Origin of the sequence: Pseudomonas sp. 8AS, assembly GCF_902506505.1 — a bacterium.
Taxonomy (GTDB): Bacteria; Pseudomonadota; Gammaproteobacteria; order Pseudomonadales; family Pseudomonadaceae; genus Aquipseudomonas.
In genome coordinates this window covers 1,541,420-1,562,857 of sequence record NZ_LR733406.1, presented here as the reverse complement: position 1 = coordinate 1,562,857, position 21,438 = coordinate 1,541,420, and the positions used below count along the sequence as shown (strand labels likewise).

Below are 21,438 nucleotides of genomic sequence, written 5' to 3'. Positions count from 1 at the left end.
GCCGTTTACACAGCACTCGTAAGCCGCGCGGGGCTTGCCACAAGGGCCAGGACGAGCATTTTCTTCAATTCGGACGCGGAGCAGGTCAAGCAATCGACCAGCGGTGCAGCAGGCAGGCGCATGCCCGCATCCGGGGCAAGGGGCGGGATTATATATGGTTAATCGACCCGGCGCAGCCGCCCGCCAAACCGCTTTCGTCAGGGCTTTCTATACTCAGAGCCCGAGCCTTGCGGAGACCTGCCATGGCCATGCCCCGCCCCGCCGACCTGTCCAGCGACCTGCTGGAGGACTTCCGCCTCGACACCGCCGAGCAGTTGCCCCGCTGCGAACAACTGCTGATTGAGCTGGAGCAGCAGCCCCGGGACAGCGCACGCCTGCGCGAACTGTTCCGCGTGGTGCATACGCTCAAGGGCAACCTCGGCTACGTCGAACTCAACCAACTGCTGCCCCTGCCGCAGGCCATGGAAGACGTGCTGGCGCGCCTGCGCGAAGGCGAGCTGGAGTTCGACAGCCTGCTCGGCGACATCCTCCTGCTCAGCCTCGACCACCTGCGCAGCCTGATCGACGAGGCCCTCGGCGGCCCGCGCAGCACGCTCGAACCGCGCACGTTCAAGAGCCTGTGCCAGGCCCTGCAGGCCCTGGCCGCCGCCCCGACGACACGCCAGGCGGAAATCCGCCGCACCCTGCTGCAACACCTGGACCCCAGCACCCGCCTGCAGCCGGTCGAGCTGCCGGGACAACCGCAGACGCTCGCCCTGCTGGGCGAGCACGCCATCCCGGCCGACGCCGACCTGCTGTTCTTCAGCGAACTGATGGCGGCCGGCGAGCAGCGCTCGCACTACTGGCACGGTCGCGGCCTGCGCCTGCTGAGCCTGGCCCTGAGCATGAACGCAGTCGCCGACACCCCGGTCGAGCCGGCACAGCTCGCCGCCGCCGTGTGCCTGCACGACCTGGGCATGGCCTTTCTGCCGCTAGAACTGCTGCACAAGACCGAGCCACTGAGCCGCGAGGAGCGCCGCCAGTTGCAAGCCCATCCGCGCCTGGGTTTCGACCTGCTCAGACGCATGCCGGCCTGGACCAGCGCCGCGGAGATCATCCTGCAGCACCAGGAGCATGCCGATGGCAACGGCTACCCGAAGGGCCTGCTGGAGCCCGAGATCCACCCCGGCGCACTGATCCTCGCCATCGCCGACACCTTCGATGCGCGCACCCACGAGCGCGCCCACCAGACCCTGAGCAAGCGCCCGCGCCTGCGCGCCATCCTGGAAATCAACAACCAGGCCGGCAAGCAGTTCAGCCCTTACTGGGTCGAGGTCTTCAACCGCACCCTGCAGCAGCGCCCGCAGCTGGCCCATTTGTGAAGGGGCACGCACCACCCGTGTCATAGGCATAAGCCATCGGATCCATTGACATAAGCCAGGGTCGGCCGGATACCACCCCGTGATAGGCTCCTGCCATCAAGGGGGACGCATAACCCCGGACAACCCAAGAGGAGAAACAAGGCATGGAAATCAACATCGGCATCGCCGAACAGGACCGCGCCGCCATTGCCGAAGGCCTGTCCCGCCTGCTCGCGGATACCTATACCCTGTACCTGAAAACCCACAACTTCCACTGGAACGTCACCGGCCCGATGTTCAACACCCTGCACCTGATGTTCGAGGCGCAGTACACCGAACTGGCCCTGGCCGTCGACCTGATCGCCGAACGCATCCGCGCCCTCGGCTTCCAGGCGCCCGGCACCTACGCCGCCTACGCCCGCCTGTCGTCGATCAAGGAAGAAGAAGGCGTGCCCACTGCCCAGGACATGATCACCCTGCTGGTACAAGGCCAGGAAGCCGTGGTGCGCACCGCCCGCGGGATTTTCCCGCTACTGGAGAAGGTCAGCGACGAACCCACCGCCGATTTACTGACCCAGCGCATGCAAGTGCATGAAAAAACCGCCTGGATGCTGCGCAGCCTGCTGGCCGCCTGATATTCTCCGCACACCCGCAAAGGCCCGGCCCGACCGGGCCTTTTGCCAGGCGCACGGCGCCTGTCTACTCTAATCTCTGCCTACTCACCCCACAGCCACAGTGACGTGCATGAGCCAGCCGCCGAAAGTTCCTTCGATTCTCGAACTCTATCCGGAAGAGACCCGCGAGGCTGCCGCCATCCTGAAGCAGGCCGTGCCGCTCATGATGCGCCACGACATCCCGCCCAACCCCATGCACTATGCGCTGTGGTACACCTACAGCCGCGGTTCGGAGCCGGACCTGAACCGCCGCCTGGACAAGATCGTCAAGGATTTCGACAGCTTCCCGCCGGAAAGCGCAGCCAAGCTGTTTCGCGACTTCGTCATTCGCGGCGAGCTGGAAGAAGCCCGCGCCGGCCAGCAGCAGGTGCTCGAACTGGTCGACGATATCGAGATCGACGTATCGCACAGCGTCAGCGGCAGCCAGCACTACCAGGCCAGCCTCAGCCATGGCCTGGCCGCCCTGCAGGAACCGGTCGTTGAGGATCTGCCCAGCGTCCTCAGCGATCTGCAGCAGAGCACCCAGGAAATGCAGGAACAGCAGGAAAAGTTCCTCTACCGCCTGCGCGCCGCGCAAACGGAGATCCAGCACCTGCGCAGCCAGCTGGAACGCGCGCACATTGCCGCCACCCTGGACAGCCTGACCAACGTATTCAACCGCCATGCCTTCACCCGCCTGCTCGAGCAGGCGCTGACCAACGACACCCACGGCCTGGCCCTGATCATGCTGGACATTGACCATTTCAAGCAGTTCAACGACCAGTACGGCCACCCACTGGGCGATCGTGTCCTGCAACATGTCGGGCAACTGCTGCGCGACCTGCTGCCGGCCCGCGGCATCGCCGCACGCTACGGCGGCGAAGAGTTCTGCGTGATCCTGCGCGACTGCTTCGACCTGCACAGCGCCCACGCCTTCGCCGAGCAGTTGCGCCTGAAGGTCCAGGCCCTGCGCATCAAGGTGCGCAGCACCGACAAGATTCTCGACACCGTCACCGCTTCCTTCGGCCTGGCCCTGGCCTGCAAGGGCGACACCTTCGAAAGCCTGCTGACCCGGGCCGACGACGCGCTGTACCAGGCCAAGCGCAATGGCCGCAACCAGATCCACCCCGCCACCCCGGAAGCGGCGCTAAGCGCTTGATTTGAGTAGCCCTGCGCTTTACGGTTAAATACGCTCCGTGTCTCCGGCAGCCAGGCGCTGCCGCGGCATAGGCGAGTCCGTGCGCCGCCATGGCCCAATCCGCATCAGGGCACCCCACATCGTCCCGCTCTTCCTTTTATTGCCAGCTGTTAACCGTGAGTTCATTGAGCATGTTAAAGATCGTCCATCTGTTCACGGGCGCTGCCGCCCTGCTGCTGTCCTTCATTCCCAGCCTGCACCCCGAAGCCCTGCCCTACCTGCAACAGGCCGATGCGCTGTACCTAGCCCTGCTGGGCCTGGGCAACCTGCTGGTTGCCCCGCTGCTGCCAAGTCGCCAGCCGAACGCCCGCCACCCACTGCAGCCACTGGTATCGGCCCTGCTGGTACTCGCCGTGGTGCTGCAAGCCCTGATCCTGCTGGCTCCGCTGCCACTGATCGGCGGCCAGCCGGCCATCCTGCTGAGCCTGGCCACCCTGGTACTGGCCGTGGTCGTGAACCTGGCGATCAACTGCACCCTGCGCCGCCCGCAGCAAGTTGCCACCAGTCAGGACCTCGGCGATCGCGAAACCGGCACCGTGAAGTGGTTCAACACCTCCAAGGGCTTCGGCTTCATTTCCCGCGACGCCGGTGACGATATCTTCGTGCACTTCCGGGCGATCCGCGGCGAGGGCCACCGCATCCTGGTCGAAGGGCAACGCGTGGAGTTCTCGGTCATGCAGCGCGACAAGGGCCTGCAGGCCGAAGACGTGATTGCCGCCCTGCCCAGTCGCCGCTGAGTCGACACGCAGAAAAGCCCGCCCATTCAGACTGCGTGCAGCCTGGCCGTCTGAGGACGAGTTGAAGAAAATGCCCGTATCGATCGATACGGGCATTGTCGTTTATGGGTTACATCCAGGACGAAGGGCGCCAGCAGAGCAGCCTGTTTCCACCGATGCTGGACGAACTGGTTCCCGAGGATCACCTGATGCGGGTGATCGAGGCCAACGTGGCCTGGCCGGACCTGCCAGCGCTGGGCCTCAGCAAAGCGCAACCACAGAAGACCGACCACCCTGCCTACGATCCAGCGGACCTACTCAAGCGCCAACAAGCCAAGCGGAAGGTGCAGCATGCGAGACTCAGCGGGCGTTGATCTGCTGCTGCAGGTTCTGCACCTGGGCCTGCAGGGTGCTGATGTTGCGGGTCATCTGCGCGCGGAAGGCATCGAACTCGGCGGTGTTCTGGGTCGGCGCAGGGCGGTTGTCCAGTTCGCTGCGCAGCACCAGCAGGTCCTGTTCCAAGCGGCCGATGGCCTGGTTCGGGTTGCCCTGCTTCTTCAGTGCCTCGATATCGCCGCTCAGGCTCTTGAGCTGACCTTCCAGCTGGCCGACTCCGGCCAGGCCGGCCTTCTGCTCGCTGGCCAGCTTGTCCAGCCGGCCGTCGAACTGGCTGGTAGCAGTCTTCTGGCTCTTCAGCTCAGTGGCCAGCTGCTCGATGCGCTTGCCCTGGCCGCTCTGCTGGCCGGCCACGTTCTGCTGCGACTTGCTCAGCTCGGCCAGCTTGTTCTCCAGCTGCTTGACCCGCAGCTTGAGCTGCTCGCTGTCGGTGGTGACGTTGGACTCGGTGGCCACCACCTTGCCTGAGATGTCCTGGATACGCCCGGCGGCATCTTCGCTGATCTTGACGAAGCTCTCCTGGGTCGCCACCAGCTGCTGCTCCATCAGAGAGATCTGCTGCAGGCTCCACCAGCTGAGCGCGCCCAGGGCGATGGCCAGGGCGCCGACCAGTGCCCACAACGCGCCGGTGCCGCCGGAAGACTTGGCCGGCGCCGCCTGGGCACGGCCGTGGTGGGGCTGGACATGATCGGCGGGCGCCGCATGCACCGGCGCGAAATCGTCCTGGTTGCGGCCGCCGGCGGTCAGGCTGGGGATATGGTCGAGTTCGTCGCGGGCATCGTTGCGCATGGGTAAACCTTCAGGGAAAGCACGGCGGCAAAAAACAGAGCCGGCAGTATACCGGTTAGTCGGCTGCGCTTCAGCGTCGCGCCAGGGCAGTGCAACACGCACCAGTGGCGGGCAGCCGCGCAGCCATAGACCTGTGAAAGGCCGCACAGTTCGCGGCTCGGGCTTTTTGGTACGGCGCTTGCAGAAGTCCAGGCGTGGCAACGCGCAGAGGCCGGTCGACAGTTGCCGGCGGGCACGCTTGAACTGCTAGGGGGAAACGGGCATGGAACTGAACAAGGCCGTACTGGATTGCATGCAGGCGCTGCGCCGGCGCTTGCGCGACGAACTCGCCGTGGATATCCACCTCAACCAGGCGGACGCAGTGGAAGCCATGCTGATGGCCTGCCTGCGCTCCGCCGACCAGGATACTCGCAACCTCGGCATTCGCCTGGCCGAGCTCAGCGACTTCCAGAGCGCGGCCGAGCCCAGCACCCCGGCCCGGCAATACCGCGGCCAGGCGCTGGCCGACGAGCCGGCCGCGGCCGCCGCCGCGAGCGACGAAACGCCGCGCGGCACCGTGCGCATGTATCGCGGCCAGCGCGTCTACGCCTGAAACCGCGGGGTCTGCCTGCCGACTGGACGAGTCTGATGCCGCGCGCTACAAGCTAGGCATATAGCTCGCCGCTTCAGGAGACCTCGATGACCCCACGTCCGGCCTGGCTCGACTGCCTGCACGCGCAGCCGCCCGCGCTGTTCGAGGCGGCGCTGCAGATCGCCGCCGAGCATGATCCCGAGCTGCAGCCGGCTCAGGTCCTGCGCGATTTCGCCAACCTGCGCCAGCTGGTAGCCGCCGGGCTGCCGCACCTGCCCGTCGCCGAACAGGCCCAGCCGCTGCTGCGCCGCCTGGGTGAGCTGGACTTCCACGAGGACGACGACCTGCCCACCCGGCCCCAGGCCGCGCTGTTGCACCGGGTGCTGCAACGCCGCCGCGGCCAGCCCCTGTCGCTGGCGCTGATCGCCCTGGAGCTGGCCCGCCAGCTGGACATCCCGTTGCAGGCGGTGAACTTTCCCGGCCATCTGCTGCTGCGCGTGCCTGGCGCCGATCACCTGCTCGACCCATGCAACGGCCGCCGCCTGTACACCCGCGACTGCCGCGAACTGCTGCTGCGCGTCGCCGGGCCGGCGGCCGAACTGCACGCTGGCCATCTGCTGACTTGTGACGCCCACGCCCTGCTGCTGCGCCTGTCGCGCAACCTGTGCCACCTGCATGGCGCCGCCGGCGAGCCCCTGGCCGCACTGAAGGACGCCGAGCGCATCCTCCTGCTGGCTCCGCCGAATGTCGCCGACCACCTGTTGCGCGCGGCCATCTACCGCGAGCTGGACTGCCCGCAGGCCGAGCGCTTCGACCTGGAACGCGCCCTGCTGCTGTGCGACGACGAACCCGAACGACTGCGCCTGGGCCAGCGCCTGCGCGAGCTGGGACGCACGCCGGCGCTGCATTGATGCGCTGTAGCTTGAGTTGAGGAACAACGTGACGAAGCCCAACGATTCGGCTGACCATGCAAAAGGCCGGCATCACTGCCGGCCTTCTGGTCCATCCAACCCGCCCTGCGCCCGCCTCAGCCGGCGTACTTCTGCAGGTTGGCCATCATCTCGCGCAGGGCGGTGACGTTGTCGTCCGGGTGCACGGCGCCTGCGAAGTCGCCGATCTGCTTCCAGCTGGCCGCCACATCCTCCGGGCTGAAGCCGGCCTTGGGGTCGAAGCCGGCGCCCAGGCTGCGCTCCCAGCGCACCTTGCCGATCCAGCCGCCACCCACTTCGTACAGGCCGGAGGTGTCCTGGCACTGCTCGCTGCCCAGATACACCACCAGCGGGCTGACCAGCTCCGGCTTGAGCTGCTCGAACACCTGCGGCGGGATCAGGCCTTCGGTCATGCGCGTGCCGCCGGTGGGGGCGATGGCGTTGACCAGGATGTTGTTCTTGCGCCCCTCGATGGCCAGGGTGCGGGTCAGGCCGTACAGACCGAGCTTGGCCATGCCGTAGTTGCTCTGGCCGAAGTTGCCGTAGATGCCCGAGGTAGAGGCGGTGAAGATCACCCGGCCGTAGTTCTGCTCGCGCAGGTGCGCCCAGGCGGCGCGGGTGACCTTGTAGGAGCCTTCGACATGGACCTTGTAGACCAGGTCCCAGTCGGCGTCTTCCATCTTGTGGAAGGATTTGTCGCGCAGGATGCCGGCGTTGTTCACCAGCACGTCGACACGGCCGAAGCTGTCCAGGGCGTTCTGCACAATCTTGTCGCCGTCGGTCACCGAGTCGTGGTTGGCGATCGCGGTGCCGCCGGCAGCGCGGATCTCCGCCACCACCTTGTCCGCCGCCGAGGCGTTGGCCCCTTCGCCGTGGGTGCTGCCGCCCAGGTCGTTGACCACCACCCGCGCGCCATGTTTGGCGAACAGCAGCGCATGGGCCCGGCCGAGGCCGCCACCGGCACCAGTGACGATCACGACCTTGTCTTCGAAACGGATGGCTTCGCTCATGAAACAGCTACCTCGGCAGGTGGAAAAGGCCTCGAGTGTCCAGCAGACGCTGGCACTCGGCAATCATCTGCGCGGCGACTGAATGGTGCTCAATAAGGCTGCAAGATGATTGCTATAAGCCAAGATCAGGCAGATTGATCAGACTCGCGAATCAGGCTCAGGTGGTTGTACAGGTGCAGCACATGGGCCTGGGTGTACTCGGCATGGCTGAGGGCGCCGTAGGCGAAGTGCGGCTGCAGCTCGCCAGTGTGGGCAGCGAAGCGCAGCAGCGCCGCCTGCAGGCGGGCGATGGCGGCCACCGTGCTGGCCGGTTCGATCAGCGGAGCGGCACCGGGAATCACTTCATCGAGCGGGTGGCGCATGGCGCCGCGGGCGTTGAACACGCTGAAAGCCAGCGGCCCGACGCTGTGGCGGAACCAGGCAGATTTGAGCTGCGGGTAGCCGTCCATGGAGTACTCGACGCTCTGCGCGCAGTGGTTGAACACCTCGCTCGGGCTCCAGCCCTTGAGGCTGGTCAGTTCGCGACTGGCCAGCTCGACCAGCACCTGTTGCGCGCCCTCCAGCGTCAGCGCGGCCGGCGCCACGCCGGTGGGCAATGCCCAGAACCCCGCTCCCAGCACCACTGCACCGCCCACGGCGGCTCCCTTCAAGACAGTACGTCGCTGCATGTTTTGGCCTCCAGCCATTCACGGAACTGCAGATAGTGAGCGAGCACCTCTGCGGGTGCCTCGGTCTGCGGATAGTGGCCTATGGCCGGCAGCAAAACCGTGTCGGGGCTCTCGATCAGCTCGCGGTAGCGCGCCACCATGTGCGCCCCGGAAATCGGGTCGAGTGCGCCATCGATCACCCGCAGCGGCACCCCGCCCTTCTGCATGGCCGCCACCCAGCGTTCGCGCTGCTGGCGGCGCTCGGGCATGTAGCGGATCAGCCGGTGCATCACCGCCGGGCCGTCGTTATGGCTGATCAGGCTCCAGAAGGCATCCAGCTCCACCTCGCTGGGCGGGGTGTGCGGGCCGAATACGCGGGTCAGGTTGGCTTTCAGCTTGCCGCGCGAGAACAGCTTGCCGAGCAGCGGCCCCAGCGGGCTGAGCAGCAGTTTCTGCATCAGCACCGGGCGATGGGTTTCCGGAAACAGCCCGCCATTGAGGAACACGCAACTGGCCAGCTGGATACGCCCCTCGTGGTGCCGCGCCAGCAGCTCCTGGGCCACGCTGTCGCCGTAGTCGTGGGCCAGCACATGCAGCGGCCCGCTAATGCCCAGCTGGGCCAGCAGCGCCTGCTGCAGATCGGCCTGCTCCAGCAGGCTGTAGGCATGTCCGCGCGGCTTGGCCGAATAGCCGAAGCCGAGCATATCGCAGGCCACGACACGGTATTGCTGCGCCAGCGCCTGCCACAGACGGTGCCAGTCCCAGCTGGCGGTGGGGAAGCCGTGGATCAGCAGCAGCGGCTCGGCATCCACCGCCCCCGCCACCCAGTAGCGGATGGCGTGGCCCTTGAAGCTGAAGCCCTGTCCCTGCGCCCGCCATTCATCCAGGGCGATGCCGGGTAGCGTCGTCACGCGGCGTAGCCCGGCATCTGCGCATCCAGCTTGCGCAGCAGGGCCGGCCAGGGCAGCGCACCGCCCATGCCCTGCGGACTCTTCATCACCCCAGCAATCATCGCCCGGGCGCCATCGAGAATCTGCTGCGGAATATGGATCAGCTCGGCGCCGCCGCTCTGCGCCATCACCTGGATCTCGCAGGCGCGCTGCAGGATGAACATCATCAGGAAGGTGTCGGCGATGCTGCCGCCGGCGGTGAGCAGACCGTGGTTGGGTAGGATCATGAAGCTCTTGTCGCCCAGGTCGGCCTGCAGGCGGGCCTTCTCGTCATGGTTCAGGGCCACGCCCTCGTAACCGTGGTAGGCCAGGCTGGCGAGGACGAACAGCGACTGCTGCGACAGCGGCAGCAGGCCCTGCTTCTGCGCGGACACGGCGATGCCCGCCGGGGTGTGGATATGCAGCACGCAGGTGGCATCGTGGCGCACCTCATGCACCGCGCTGTGGATGGTGTAGCCGGCCGGGTTGATGTCGAACGGGCTGTCCATCAGCTTGTTGCCGGCCAGGTCGACCTTGACCAGGCTGGAGGCGGTGATTTCGTGGAACATCAGCCCGTAGGGGTTGATCAGGAAGTCTTCGGTGCCAGGCACCTTGGCCGAGATGTGGGTGAAGATCAGGTCATCCCAGCCGTACAGGGCGATCAGCCGGTAGCAGGCGGCCAGGTCGACGCGGGTCTGCCACTCGGCGGCGGAAACCTGGTCGCGCACATTCAGTTGAGGCAGGGCTTGGGCAGCGGTCATCGGACAATCCTCGGCGAGTTATTGTGCCGAGGAGTCTAGCGCTCAGCGGGTGGCGGGCTAGTCGCCTTGCAGGCCAGCTTAGTGGCCCTGGCGGTCACAGCAGTTCGGGATAGTCACGCACCAGCAGCGGCCAGTCGTGCTGGGCCTGCACATCATCGGCGAGCAGGCAAAAACCCTCGAAACGGAACTCCGGCGCCACCGTACAACCGACCAGGCTGAAGGCGCCGAGGCTGCGCGCCGCCTGCCAGGCATGCGCCGGCACCACCCGTTGCGGCAGCTGCCCGGCCGCCACCGGGCCCAGCCGCTCGACCCGCACCTGCTGCGGGGTCGTGGCGCTCAACAGCTGCAGCGGCTCGCCCTCATGGAAGTGCCACAGCTCGTCGGCATCCACCCGGTGCCAGCGGCTGACCGCGCCGGCCGGCAGCAGGAAGAGGATCGCGCTGGACGCCGCACGGCCGTCGGCCAGCAGCTGCGCCGAAGTGAACAGGCGGCGGTAATAGCCGCCCTCCGGATGGGCGACCAGCTGCAGCTCGCGGATCAGCTCGGCGGCGCGCGGATGCATCAGGCGCGCAGGGCCGCGACCAGCTCGCCCAGCCAGGGCTGGGCGTCGTCTTCCGGGGTCACGCTTTCGCTGGCGTCCAGGCGCAGCATCGGCAGCGCCTCGCGCATGCCCAGCTCGGCGAACAGCTCGCGCATCAGCTCGCCACCGCCGCAGAAGGTGTCGTAGCTGGAATCACCGAGGGCCAGCACGGCAAAGGGTTTGCCGCTCCAGGCCGGGAACAGGTCGCGGGTCTCGTAGTAGAAGCCCTGCAGGTTGCCCGGCAGCTCGCCCATGCCGGTGGTCGAAGTCACCGCCAGCAACGCCTCGGGGGCGAAGGCCTGCACCTCGGCCAGGCTGGCCCCGGCCTTGTGCCAGGCCTCGAAACCGGCGGCATTGAGCAACTCGACGGCGCGACGGGCAACTTCTTCGGCGGCGCCGTAGACCGAGCCGGACAGAATGGCGACTTTCATGCAGAACTCCGAAACATGCTGATAAACGCCGGCCATTATGCCGCAAGTGGACAGCCACCCGGGATGCCATAGAATGCTGCATATATGGATGGGAAACTTGCGCGATGATCAATGCGAAACTGTTGCAACTGGTGGTGAATGCGTCCAACGACGGCATCGTGGTGGCCGAGCAGGAAGGCGACGACAATATCCTGATCTACGCCAACGCCGCCTTCGAGCGCCTGACCGGCTATGCAAGCGATGACATTCTCTACCAGGACTGCCGCTTCCTGCAGGGCAGCGACCGCCAGCAGGCCGGCCTGACCGCCATCCGCGAGGCCGTGCGCAGCCAGAAGCCGTGCCGGCAGATCATCCGCAACTACCGCAAGGATGGCAGCGCCTTCTGGAACGAACTGTCGATCACCCCGGTGTTCAACGAAGGCGACCAGCTGACCTATTTCATCGGCATCCAGAAGGATGTCAGCGAAGAAGTGGAGGCCAAGCAACGGGTTCGGGAACTTGAGGCCGAAGTCAGCCGTCTCAAGGACGAGCTCGCAGCACTCAAGGCTTCCGGCTGAGTCCGGCCAGGACGCCGAGCGCCATGCCTGCAACGGATGCAGATCCGCCGGCAGCCAGCAGGGTGTGATTCTTGCTTGCGACAAAGTAGTCCATGCCCCACGGAGGGCAGCATGTCCGAGCACAATGTCCTGTCCAGCGAAGAGCTGGACTTCATCCGTCAGATCTTCAGCAGCCAGCTGAGCGGCAAGCCTTTGCACGCCTCTGCCGTCAAGGTCGAGGGCGGCGCCCTGGCCGACACCCTGCTCGGCCGCCTGGGCCAGCATGCCCGGCTCAATCTGGAAGCGCATCTGGACAACTACCACATGTCCTTCCCGCTGCATCTGGTGGAGGACGAGCTGCACAGCCTGCAACTGGAGCTCGGTGCGCCGGACATCTACGAAGACGGGGCGACCCGCCGCCCCTGGCGCCTGAGCCTGAAGAAGCCGCTGGTCCTGCTGGATCACACGGGTGCGGCTACCGACCTGCGGGTGCATGAACTCGCCCCCGACAGCCTGCTGGTCGGACGGCGTGGCAAGGCCGCGCTGCCGGATGACTTCGTCCTCTGGCTGCCCCTGCCGAAGCAGGAGCCACTGCAGGTCAGTGCCCGGCGCATCCGCCAGGCCAGTGGCCAGCGAGTGGCCTACAGCCTGCAGTTCGAGGATGGCGAGGATGGCGAGCGCATCCGCCAGTTCATTTTCGAGCAGTACCGCCAGCAGAACCCGCAATTGCAGGCCAGCAGCTGAGCCTGCGCACCCGCCGCGCCATGAACTGCCACAGTTTTCTGCCACACTTGGGCCGCGCCCCGGACTAAGATATAGGCCAAAGCAATCACAACCATGCCCTCAATCAATTAAGAGAATCGGGCCAATGCCGTTAGGATGGCCCCCATCAAATTACCAACCCCCTGAAGGAGTTCACTGATGAACCTCATCAACACCCAAGTTCAGCCTTTCAAAGCCAACGCCTTCCACAACGGCGAGTTCATCGAAGTCACCGAGCAGTCCCTGAAGGGCAAGTGGTCGGTACTGATCTTCATGCCGGCAGCCTTCACCTTCAACTGCCCGACCGAGATCGAAGACGCCGCCAACAACTACGCCGAGTTCCAGAAGGCCGGTACCGAGGTGTACATCGTCACCACCGACACCCACTTCTCGCACAAGGTCTGGCACGAAACTTCCCCGGCTGTCGGCAAGGCTCAGTTCCCGCTGATCGGTGACCCGACCCACGCCCTGACCCGCGCCTTCGGCGTGCACATCGAAGAAGAAGGCCTGGCCCTGCGCGGCACCTTCGTGATCAACCCGGAAGGCGTGATCAAGACCGTTGAGATCCACTCCAACGAAATCGCCCGTGACGTGTCGGAAACCCTGCGCAAGCTGAAAGCTGCCCAGTACACCGCCGCCAACCCTGGCCAGGTTTGCCCGGCCAAGTGGAAAGAAGGCGCAGCCACTCTGGCTCCGTCCCTGGACCTGGTCGGCAAAATCTAAAAATGGGTGTAGTGCTACTGCGCTAGGCATTGCTGCGTTGAACTAAGGCTCGGGCTGCTCATTTACAGCTCGTAAACTCCGCGCCCTCGCCTTAGTTCGCCTTGCACTGCCGTCGCTCGCGACGCACTCCATCCCATTTTCGCCTCACGAAGCCTTACCAGGCTTCCGCAGGCGCCCGAACGCCCGGGCGCGATCCGCCCGGGCGTTTGTTTGTCCGCAATTTGTATAAAAGGAACTTCGTCATGTTGGATGCCACGCTTAAAACCCAGTTGCAGGCCTACCTCGAGAAGGTCACCCAGCCGTTCGAGATCGTCGCTTCCCTCGATGACGGCGAAAAGTCCCAGGAATTGCTCGGACTGCTGCAAGACATCGTCGGCCTGACCGACAAGATCAGCCTCAAGACCGATGGCAGCGATGCCCGCCGTCCGTCCTTCGCCCTGGTGCGCCCGGGCGCCGATATCGGCGTCAGCTTCGCCGGTATCCCCATGGGCCACGAGTTCACCTCGCTGGTGCTGGCCCTGCTGCAGGTCGGCGGCCACCCGTCCAAGCTGGACTTGGATACCATCGCGCAGATCAAGAGCATCGAAGGCACCTTCGAGTTCGAGACCTATTTCTCGCTGTCCTGCCAGAACTGCCCGGACGTGGTCCAGGCGCTGAATCTGATGGCCGTGCTCAACCCCAACATCCGCAACGTGTCGATCGACGGCGCGCTGTTCCAGGAAGAAGTCGAGCGCCGCCAGGTGATGGCCGTGCCGAGCATCTACCTGAACGGTGAAGTGTTCGCCTCCGGGCGCATGGAAGTGAAGGAAATCCTCGCCAAGATCGACACCGGCGCCGCCAACCGCGACGCCGAGAAGATGAGCGCCAAGGACGCCTTCGACGTGCTGGTCATCGGCGGCGGCCCGGCCGGCGCAGCGGCAGCCATCTATGCCGCGCGCAAGGGTATCCGCACCGGCGTGGCTGCCGAGCGCTTCGGCGGCCAGGTGCTGGACACCATGGCCATCGAGAACTTCATCTCGGTCAAGGAAACCGAAGGGCCGAAACTGGTCCGCGCCCTGGAAGAGCATGTGCGCGAGTACGAAGTCGACATCATCAACCTGCAGCGCGCCAGCGCCCTGGTTCCGGCCAGCAGCGCCGGTGGCCTGCATGAAGTGAAGTTCGACAACGGTGCTTCGCTCAAGGCCAAAACCGTGATCCTCTCCACCGGCGCGCGCTGGCGCGAGATGGGCGTGCCCGGCGAGCAGGAATACAAGGCCAAGGGCGTGTGCTTCTGCCCGCACTGCGACGGCCCGCTGTTCAAGGGCAAGCGCGTGGCGGTGATCGGCGGCGGCAACTCCGGCGTCGAGGCGGCCATCGACCTGGCCGGCATCGTCAGCCACGTCACCCTGATCGAGTTCGACAGCCAGCTGCGCGCCGATGCCGTGCTGCAGAAGAAGCTGTACAGCCTGCCCAACGTCACCGTGATCAAGAGCGCGCAGACCACCGAAGTGGTTGGCGACGGTCAGAAGGTCACCGCGTTGACCTACAAGGACCGCACTACCGAGCAACTGCACAGCGTCGAGCTGGAAGGCATCTTCGTGCAGATCGGCCTGCTGCCGAACTCCGACTGGCTGAAAGGAGTGGTGGAGCTGACCCCGCGCGGCGAGATCATCGTCGACGCCAAGGGCGCCACCAACCTCCCCGGCGTGTTCGCCGCCGGCGACGTGACCACCGTGCCCTACAAGCAGATCGTCATCGCCGTGGGCGAAGGGGCCAAGGCTTCGCTGAGCGCCTTCGACCACCTGATCCGCAGCTGATACACGCCTCGCTGCCAGCAAACGCAGGGCTCCCCACGGGCCCCTGCGTTTTTTTGCCCGGGCGGCGGTTATCGTCGGGAAGCGGGTCGGATACCCTAGGGTGGATGGTGTTCTTCTCATCCACCAGAACTGCACGCTGCACCCGACCACCCACCGCCAATCCCGAGCCTGCGATGAACCCCGAAGACCTCCTCCTGCTGGTCACCCGCACCATGCCCTTCGGCAAGTACAAGGATCGCCTGCTCGCCGACCTGCCCGGCCACTACCTCAACTGGTTCGCCCGCGAAGGCTTCCCCAAGGGCGAGATCGGCCGCCTGCTGGCGCTGATGCAGGAGATCGACCACAACGGCCTCAAGCCGCTGCTCGACCCGCTGCGCCAGGGCCGGCGCTGATGCCCCGGCTATAAGCGCCGCAGCCGCGCACCTGTGCCGCTACGGCTGGTGCTGGACCGCCAGTTCGGTGAAGTGCACCTCGCCCTGTTCCTCGGAGCCACCCTCCCCGTCCTGCACGTAGGCGCCGGCCTTGAAGTAGAAGCGCACCTCGCGCCAGGCCGGGTCGCTGGCGTAGAAGTCATGCTGGAAGCGTTCGCCGTTGGCCTCGACGCTGAGCACGCCGTCGCGCACGTCGATGCTGTAGGAAAACAGGTCGTGGTTCACCGCGGTGCCGAACAGGTGGCCGAGGTCGCTGTCATCGCCCTGGGGATGGCGCTTGATCAGTGCCTTGAGCCGACCCTTCTGCCACTGCAGCTTGATCAGCGGGCGGGCATCGTAGCCATGGATCTGGCCGACGATGATCTTCTGCGTACTGGGCGCCTGGATCACCCGGCAGCTGGCCTTGAGCCGGTGCAGGCCGCTGGCGGGCCAGTTGCGCCTGTCGTCCGCCGGATCGAGCAGCTCGCGCAACTCGGCGCGCGGGTACTTGGCGTTTTCCGTGGTGCCGCCGGCCACCGGGGCGACGAAGACCATGGCGCCGCTCTCGCTCAGGTGGAAGTAGCGCGAGGCATAGCCGGCCTGCAGTTCGTCGGGACGGATCTCGCTGGCATCGGCATCCGGCAGGGTCAGCTTCCAGTGCGTCAGGTCGTAGTTGCGCCCCGGCGCGGCATAGTCGCGTTGCGGGTCCGTACTGCAGCTGGCGACCAACAGCAGGCCGGCCAGGCCAATCCATGGGTGACGCATGGGTATGCTCTCCTTCCGGGCCATGGCGAACTGGGCGGCGCAGCGTCAGGCTAGCGCCGCCGCCAGCCTGTTCTTATGCAGCGCGGCGAGCGCCAGGGCAAGCAGCAGTACCGGCGGCGAAGACCAACGGTGGCCGCGCCGTGACCACCCGGGCCGCTCCACGCGATGCGTGAGCCACGCACAGGCGTGGCGCACCGGGGTCTCAGCCCTGCTGAGCGGCCTTCAGCGTCTCGTATGCCGGCGCGGCGTAGATGCCCAGCGCGACAGCCAGTTCCATGACCCGCGGCAGGTCGCTGGTGTACACCAGCACCGCCTGCAGCTCATCGTCCAGCGGCTCGCTGATGTCGAGCAGCACGTAACCGCCCTTTTCCTTGTACATGCTGGAAAGCTGCACCTGGATACGGTTGAGCGCCTTCAGCGGCTCGACCTTGGCCAGCTGCTTGGGCTTGATGTTGAACGGCACATCCGGACCGAAGGATTCGATGATCTGCTGCAGCAGCTCCTCGTAGCTGTCGCCCTGGAACAGCACCGTTTCCGGCAGACTGCCGACCACCACCCACTCGCCCAGCGGGATGGGGAAGCTGTCGTCGTAGTTGATGTCCGGGTTGGCGGCGAGGAAGGCGGCCGGATCGGCGTAGGCCTGCGCGGCCTCGTCGGCGATGCGGGCGATCTCCTCCTCGGTCATGCAGCCGGAGCTGATCAGGGTGATGAATTCGAGGAGTTGCTGTTTCATGGGGGCATCCTGGGACGGGCACGGCCGCACAGGATAGCGCGAAATCCGAGGGCTTTCAGAGCCGGCGCCGGCGCCGGCAAGCAGCCCGGGCTCGGCGGGGAAATGCCGTGCGGCAACCCGCCCGCCCCGCGCCGGTAAAATATATCGGCGTGGTTAGACCCTTGTTTGATTGACAGCAATACTGGCAATCAATCAAATGGCCACAATCACATTTCTACTCGCACACCGGCGAAGGCGCTGGTCGCTTGCGTCACCATAAGGAAATGCTGCGTGATCCTAGAGTTGAGCGCAATTCACACGCAACATCGCAGCTCGATGCGTCTGACCCTGGTGGTGCTGGGGTGCATGCTCGCCGGGCTGCTGCTGATCGAAGTGGCCGCCCCCCTGGTGCCCAACAGCCGCCACTACCTGAGCTGGCACCAGCTGCTGGAAACCCTGTCCATCGTGGTCTCCGCACTGATCTTCGCGGTCGGCTGGACGACCTTCCGCATGCACCGCCAGCGCAACATCCTGGTGGTGGCCTGCGCCTTCCTCGGGGTAGCCCTGACCGACTTCACCCACATGCTGTCCTACCGCGGCATGCCCGACTTCATCACCCCCAACGGGGTCGAGAAAGCCATCCACTTCTGGCTGCTGGCGCGCTACCTGGCGGCCCTCGCCCTGCTGCTGGTGGCCTGGCTGCCCTGGCGCCCGGCCGATGGCGAGCCCCAGGCCAGCGACGGCAGCTGGCGCCTGCTGCCGATGCTCGGCATGTTGCTGCTGGTGGTGCCGGCGTACATCCTGTTCCTCTGGTATCCGCAGTGGCTGCCACGCACCTTCATCGAGGGCCAGGGCCTGACCCCGTTCAAGCTGAACGCCGAGTACGGGGTGATCGCCATCAACCTGCTCACCGTCGCCCTGCTCGCCCGCAACCTGTGGCGGCGCACCAGCTTCGACGTGGCGCTGCTGATCTGCGCCCTGCTGATCATGACCATGAGCGAGCTGCTGTTCACCCGCTACGCCTCGGCCACCGACCTCTACAACCTGGGCGGCCACCTGTACAAGGTGCTGGCCTACCTGATGCTGTACCGGGTGATGTTCGTCGAGACCATCTCCGCGCCCTACCGCGCCCTGAGCGAAACGCGCAAGCACTCGCAGGCGGTGATCGAGGCGATTCCCGACCAGCTCTTCGAACTCGACGCCAGCGGGCGCTGCCTGCAGGTACACACACCGCAGCAACGCCCGCTGTTCGGCCTGCAGCGCTCGCCACTGGGCCACAACCTGCTGCAGCTGCTGCCGCCGGACGCCGCCGACAGCTGCCGCCGGGCCCTCGAGGAAGCGCGCAGCCAGGGCTTAAGCACCGGCCAGCAACTGCAACTGCCCGACGCCGACGCCGGCATGCGCTGCTATGAGCTCTCGGTGTCGACCCTCGGCCACGATGCCCAGGCGCACTTCGTGGTGCTGGCCCGCGACATCAGCCAGCGCCTGCACGACCAGCAGCACATCGAGCACCTGGCGCACTTCGACAGCCTCACCGGCCTGCCCAACCGCACCCTGTTCGCCTCCCGCGTCGAGCAGGCGCTGGGCCTCTGCGAACGCAACCAGCAGCCCCTGGCCGTGCTGTTCATGGACCTCGACCACTTCAAGAACGTCAACGACATGCTCGGCCACCCTGTCGGCGACGCCCTGCTGATCGAGGTGGCGCAACGCATCAAGAACCTGCTGCGCGACGAGGACACCCTGTCGCGCCAGGGCGGCGACGAATTCATCCTGGTCATGCCGTACGCCAACGCCCAGGATGCCGCGCACCTCGCCGAAGGCGTGCAGCAACAGCTCGACGCCACCTGCCAGATCCTCGGCCACAACCTCAAGGTCAACGTTTCGGTGGGCATCGCCATGTTCCCCACCGACGGCAACACGTTCGAGGCCCTCGCCCGCCACGCCGAAATCGCCATGTACCGGGCCAAGCAGGACGGCCGCAACCAGCTGGCCTTCTTCACCGAGGAGATGCAGGCGCAGTCCGCGCGCATCCTGCTGCTGGAAAACGCCCTGCGCGACGCCCTCGCCCAGGGCCAGCTGCAGGTGTACTACCAGCCGCAGGTATCCATCGACGGCAGCCGCCTGGTCGGCGCCGAGGCCCTGCTGCGCTGGCAGCATCCGCAACTGGGCTTCATCAGCCCGGCCGAGTTCATCCCGATCGCCGAGAACAGCGGGCAGATCCTGCGGATCGGCGAGTGGGTCCTGCGCACGGCCGCCGCACAGATGCAGCAATGGCTGGAACAGGGCTATTCGACGGAGATGACCGTCGCGGTCAACCTGTCCATGGCCCAATTCCGTGCCCCCGGGCTGTTCGAGCTGATCGGCGAGGTGCTGCGCCAGAGCGGCCTGCCGGCCCATTGCCTGGAGCTGGAACTGACCGAGAGCGTGGCCATGCACAAGCCGGCCAGCGTGGTGCAGATGGTGCAGCGCCTGCGCAACCTCGGCGTGCGCCTGGCGATCGACGACTTCGGTACCGGCTACTCCTCGCTCAGCTACCTCAAGCAGCTGGAAGTGCACAAGCTGAAGATCGACCAGTCCTTCGTCCACGACATCGACCGCGACGGCCACGACCAGCGCATCGTCCAGGCCATTCTCGGCATGGCCCACAGCCTGGGCATGCTGACCATCGCCGAAGGCGTGGAAACCGCCGAACAGCGCCAGCAACTGCACAAGATGGGTTGCCACGAGGCCCAGGGCTACCTGTTCAGCCGCCCCCTGCCGGCCGCCGAGTTCGATACCCTGGTGCGCAGCAAGGGCCTGTTGCCGACCGCCGCGCAAGCCTGACCAGGCTCACCAGAAAAACCCGGGGAGCCCCGGTGCGCACGGCGCACCCCACCTGGCCGGGCTCGCTGCCGCGCGGGGAGCCCGCCCCCTTAGCGCAGCTTTTCCAGCAGCCCGTAATACCACATGCCCACGGCCAGCATCGGGTTGCCGAACACATCGCCCAGCGGCACCTTGATGTGCTTGCAGCTGGCGAAGGTGTCGAACTGGCCGAGGCTGCCGGTCAGGGCCTTGGCCATGATCTCGCCCATGATGTGGGTGGTGGCGATGCCGTGGCCGGAGTAGCCCTGGCAGTACCAGACGTTGTCCGACAGCTTGCCCAGCTGCGGGATGCGGTTCATCACGATGCCCATGGCGCAGCTCCACTGGAACTCGATGTCCACGCCCTTGAGCTGCGGGAAGGTGCGCTCGATGCATGGGCGCAGTTCGCCGGCGATATCGCGCGAATCGCGCCCGGAGTAGTTGGCGCCGCCGCCGAACAGCAGGCGACCGTCGGCCGTCATGCGGTAGTAGTCGAGCACGAAGCGGCAGTCGTAGACGGCCAGGTTGTGCGGGTTGAGTTCCTTGGCCAGCTCGCCCAGCGGCTTGGTGGTGACGATGCCGCCCATGGCCGGGAAGATCTTGCCCTTGAGCTGCTTGGGTTCCAGCTTGTGGTAGACGTCGCCGGCCAGCAGCACCTGCTTGGCGTCGATGCGGCCCTGGGCGGTGATCACCGCCGGGTTGGCGCCGTGGACGATTTCCAGCACCTCGGAATGTTCGAAGATCAGCGCGCCCAGGCTGGCGGCGGCCTTGGCCTCGCCGATGCACAGATTGAGCGGATGCAGGTGCATGTTGCGGGTGTTCTTCAGCGCGCCCAGGTACAGGTCGCTGCCCAGGTGGGCGCGCACGCCCTCGCGATCGAGCAGGGTCACTTCATCACCCATGCCGCGGCGCTGGGCCTCGGCGTAGGTGCTTTCCAGCTCGCTCATATGCACCGGTTTCATCGCCGCATGCAGGTGGCCGTGGCGCAGGTCGCACTGGATGCCGTACTTCTCGACCCGGCTCTTGATGATTTCGTGACCGCGCCAGCGCAGGTGCCAGATAAAGTCGTCGACTTCGTCGCCGAGCTTATTGCGCATCTGCTTGGTCATCGCCGCATCGCCCGACAGGCTGCCGGTGACCTGGCCGCCGTTGCGCCCGGTGGCACCCCAGCCGATCTTGTGCGACTCGACGATGGCCACCTTGAGGCCGCGCTCGGCCAACTCCACCGCACTGGCCACGCCGGTGAAGCCGCCACCGATGATCACCACGTCGACGCTGACCTGGCCCTGCAGGGTCGGGTAGTCGGTCTCCTCGTTGAGGGTGGCGGTGTAGTACGACTGGCAGCGCTCGGCGGCGGGTATCACGGGTTTGATCGCGGCGTTCATGACGGTGTCCCTTGTTGTATGGGGGTGCGCCTGGCGCACCGGGTGAGCTGAGAATGGGGGATCAGGCTTGCGTGAGATACCAGCGCCAGTCCTGCTCGCCGACCTCGCCCATGAACCGGCGGTAGCCGTTCTCACTGGCGCCCACTGGCCACACCACGCAGTCCTGCTGATCACTAACTAAGCAGGCGCCGTGGCGGGCAATAGGGTCGACCGCGGGGCTGCGGGCATGGTGCAGCAGCCTGGTTCAGTACGAGGCTGAAGCGGCGTCCGGTGGGCGCGCGTGGCGGCAGTGCCAGAGCGCCCAGAAGGCGAGGATTTCGGCAAGCAGGGGCTTGCTCCACTCGGCAGCGAGCCGGACCCGGGCCGGGAACCGGCACGGACTGGGCAAAGGCTGCGGATGCGCGATAGGGGAACTCATGGGCAAGCAGACTCGCACGCCGGCGAGCGTTGGTTAAATCGTATTTTTTACACGCTCAGTTGCGCACCGACTAAACAATACAACGCCCTGCCCCGCCGGCCGCCTCCCGCGCGGGACAGCCCGCGCCACCCAGCCAGACC

The 21,438-nt window shown here is 66.0% G+C and carries 22 protein-coding genes and 1 pseudogene; 13 read left to right on the top strand and 10 right to left on the bottom strand.

All coding sequences use genetic code 11. The features are described 5' to 3' along the window. Positions 1–242 precede the first annotated feature (242 nt). From GV001_RS07315 to GV001_RS07295, 5 genes and pseudogenes are all read left to right on the top strand, one after another. Positions 243–1,361 carry an HD-GYP domain-containing protein gene (locus tag GV001_RS07315; protein ID WP_160078984.1) on the top strand — a complete coding sequence of 373 codons (1,119 nt, stop codon included), beginning with the start codon at positions 243–245 and terminating at the stop codon, positions 1,359–1,361. Between the two features lie 143 nt (positions 1,362–1,504). Continuing rightward, positions 1,505–1,975 (top strand): Dps family protein, encoded by a 471-nt coding sequence (locus GV001_RS07310; protein WP_160078983.1) that lies wholly within the window; start codon positions 1,505–1,507, stop codon positions 1,973–1,975. 109 nt (positions 1,976–2,084) lie between these two features. Continuing rightward, positions 2,085–3,152: a GGDEF domain-containing protein gene (locus GV001_RS07305; protein WP_160078982.1), complete on the top strand. Its 1,068-nt coding sequence runs from the start codon at positions 2,085–2,087 to the stop codon at positions 3,150–3,152. Positions 3,153–3,322: 170 nt separating this feature from the next. Continuing rightward, positions 3,323–3,928, top strand: coding sequence for a cold-shock protein (locus GV001_RS20330; RefSeq protein WP_160078981.1), 606 nt, complete (start codon positions 3,323–3,325; stop codon positions 3,926–3,928). A gap of 104 nt (positions 3,929–4,032) precedes the next feature. Further along, a pseudogene (locus tag GV001_RS07295) lies at positions 4,033–4,230 on the top strand (IS5/IS1182 family transposase); the annotation flags it as partial. A 37-nt stretch (positions 4,231–4,267) separates the two neighbouring features. Here GV001_RS07295 and GV001_RS07290 read toward each other — a convergent pair. Then, positions 4,268–5,092: an ATPase gene (locus tag GV001_RS07290; protein ID WP_160078980.1), complete on the bottom strand. Its 825-nt coding sequence runs from the start codon at positions 5,090–5,092 to the stop codon at positions 4,268–4,270. 262 nt (positions 5,093–5,354) lie between these two features. On the opposite strand from GV001_RS07290, the gene GV001_RS07285 reads away from it, so the two are divergent. Both GV001_RS07285 and GV001_RS07280 read left to right on the top strand, forming a co-directional pair. Next, positions 5,355–5,684, top strand: a complete 330-nt coding sequence (locus tag GV001_RS07285) for a hypothetical protein (protein WP_160078979.1) — start codon at positions 5,355–5,357, stop codon at positions 5,682–5,684. Positions 5,685–5,770: 86 nt separating this feature from the next. Continuing rightward, positions 5,771–6,574: a SirB1 family protein gene (locus GV001_RS07280; RefSeq protein WP_160078978.1), complete on the top strand. Its 804-nt coding sequence runs from the start codon at positions 5,771–5,773 to the stop codon at positions 6,572–6,574. Between the two features lie 116 nt (positions 6,575–6,690). On the opposite strand, the gene GV001_RS07275 is transcribed toward GV001_RS07280, so the two are convergent. The 6 genes from GV001_RS07275 to GV001_RS07250 form a co-directional block, all read right to left on the bottom strand. After that, a complete protein-coding gene (locus GV001_RS07275; protein ID WP_160078977.1) occupies positions 6,691–7,602 on the bottom strand; it encodes an SDR family oxidoreductase in 912 nt (303 codons plus the stop codon). A 125-nt stretch (positions 7,603–7,727) separates the two neighbouring features. Continuing rightward, positions 7,728–8,270 carry a DUF1569 domain-containing protein gene (locus GV001_RS07270; protein ID WP_160078976.1) on the bottom strand — a complete coding sequence of 181 codons (543 nt, stop codon included), beginning with the start codon at positions 8,268–8,270 and terminating at the stop codon, positions 7,728–7,730. Continuing rightward, positions 8,249–9,160 (bottom strand): alpha/beta fold hydrolase, encoded by a 912-nt coding sequence (locus tag GV001_RS07265; protein ID WP_160078975.1) that lies wholly within the window; start codon positions 9,158–9,160, stop codon positions 8,249–8,251. The genes GV001_RS07270 and GV001_RS07265 overlap by 22 nt, the downstream gene beginning before the upstream one ends. Further along, entirely contained in the window at positions 9,157–9,939 is a 783-nt protein-coding gene (locus tag GV001_RS07260) for a class II aldolase/adducin family protein (protein ID WP_160078974.1), read from the bottom strand. Before GV001_RS07260 ends, GV001_RS07265 begins: the two co-directional genes overlap by 4 nt. 94 nt (positions 9,940–10,033) lie before the next feature. Continuing rightward, positions 10,034–10,501, bottom strand: a complete 468-nt coding sequence (locus GV001_RS07255; RefSeq protein ID WP_160078973.1) for a cupin domain-containing protein — start codon at positions 10,499–10,501, stop codon at positions 10,034–10,036. Next, on the bottom strand, positions 10,501–10,950 hold the full coding sequence (locus tag GV001_RS07250) for a flavodoxin (protein ID WP_160078972.1): 450 nt from the start codon (positions 10,948–10,950) through the stop codon (positions 10,501–10,503). Before GV001_RS07250 ends, GV001_RS07255 begins: the two co-directional genes overlap by 1 nt. A gap of 104 nt (positions 10,951–11,054) precedes the next feature. On the opposite strand from GV001_RS07250, the gene GV001_RS07245 reads away from it, so the two are divergent. The 5 genes from GV001_RS07245 to GV001_RS07225 all read left to right on the top strand — a co-directional run bounded on the left by GV001_RS07245 (position 11,055) and on the right by GV001_RS07225 (position 15,159). Then, positions 11,055–11,507 (top strand): PAS domain-containing protein, encoded by a 453-nt coding sequence (locus GV001_RS07245; protein WP_160078971.1) that lies wholly within the window; start codon positions 11,055–11,057, stop codon positions 11,505–11,507. A gap of 111 nt (positions 11,508–11,618) precedes the next feature. Beyond that, positions 11,619–12,230: a PilZ domain-containing protein gene (locus tag GV001_RS07240; protein WP_160078970.1), complete on the top strand. Its 612-nt coding sequence runs from the start codon at positions 11,619–11,621 to the stop codon at positions 12,228–12,230. A 177-nt stretch (positions 12,231–12,407) separates the two neighbouring features. Continuing rightward, a complete protein-coding gene (ahpC, locus tag GV001_RS07235) occupies positions 12,408–12,971 on the top strand; it encodes an alkyl hydroperoxide reductase subunit C (protein ID WP_160078969.1) in 564 nt (187 codons plus the stop codon). A 242-nt stretch (positions 12,972–13,213) separates the two neighbouring features. After that, on the top strand, positions 13,214–14,767 hold the full coding sequence (ahpF, locus tag GV001_RS07230; RefSeq protein ID WP_160078968.1) for an alkyl hydroperoxide reductase subunit F: 1,554 nt from the start codon (positions 13,214–13,216) through the stop codon (positions 14,765–14,767). 173 nt (positions 14,768–14,940) lie between these two features. Continuing rightward, positions 14,941–15,159 (top strand): DUF3820 family protein, encoded by a 219-nt coding sequence (locus GV001_RS07225; RefSeq protein ID WP_160078967.1) that lies wholly within the window; start codon positions 14,941–14,943, stop codon positions 15,157–15,159. 39 nt (positions 15,160–15,198) lie between these two features. On the opposite strand, the gene GV001_RS07220 is transcribed toward GV001_RS07225, so the two are convergent. Next, the gene (locus tag GV001_RS07220) at positions 15,199–15,942 is read right to left on the bottom strand and encodes a polysaccharide lyase family 7 protein (protein ID WP_160078966.1); all 744 of its coding nucleotides are present in this window, start codon (positions 15,940–15,942) and stop codon (positions 15,199–15,201) included. A gap of 202 nt (positions 15,943–16,144) precedes the next feature. Then, the gene (locus tag GV001_RS07215) at positions 16,145–16,675 is read right to left on the bottom strand and encodes a hypothetical protein (RefSeq protein ID WP_160078965.1); all 531 of its coding nucleotides are present in this window, start codon (positions 16,673–16,675) and stop codon (positions 16,145–16,147) included. A 270-nt stretch (positions 16,676–16,945) separates the two neighbouring features. On the opposite strand from GV001_RS07215, the gene GV001_RS07210 reads away from it, so the two are divergent. Further along, the gene (locus tag GV001_RS07210) at positions 16,946–19,477 is read left to right on the top strand and encodes an EAL domain-containing protein (protein WP_218582997.1); all 2,532 of its coding nucleotides are present in this window, start codon (positions 16,946–16,948) and stop codon (positions 19,475–19,477) included. Between the two features lie 89 nt (positions 19,478–19,566). On the opposite strand, the gene GV001_RS07205 is transcribed toward GV001_RS07210, so the two are convergent. Continuing rightward, a complete protein-coding gene (locus GV001_RS07205; protein WP_160078964.1) occupies positions 19,567–20,880 on the bottom strand; it encodes an FAD-binding oxidoreductase in 1,314 nt (437 codons plus the stop codon). Positions 20,881–21,438 lie beyond the last annotated feature (558 nt).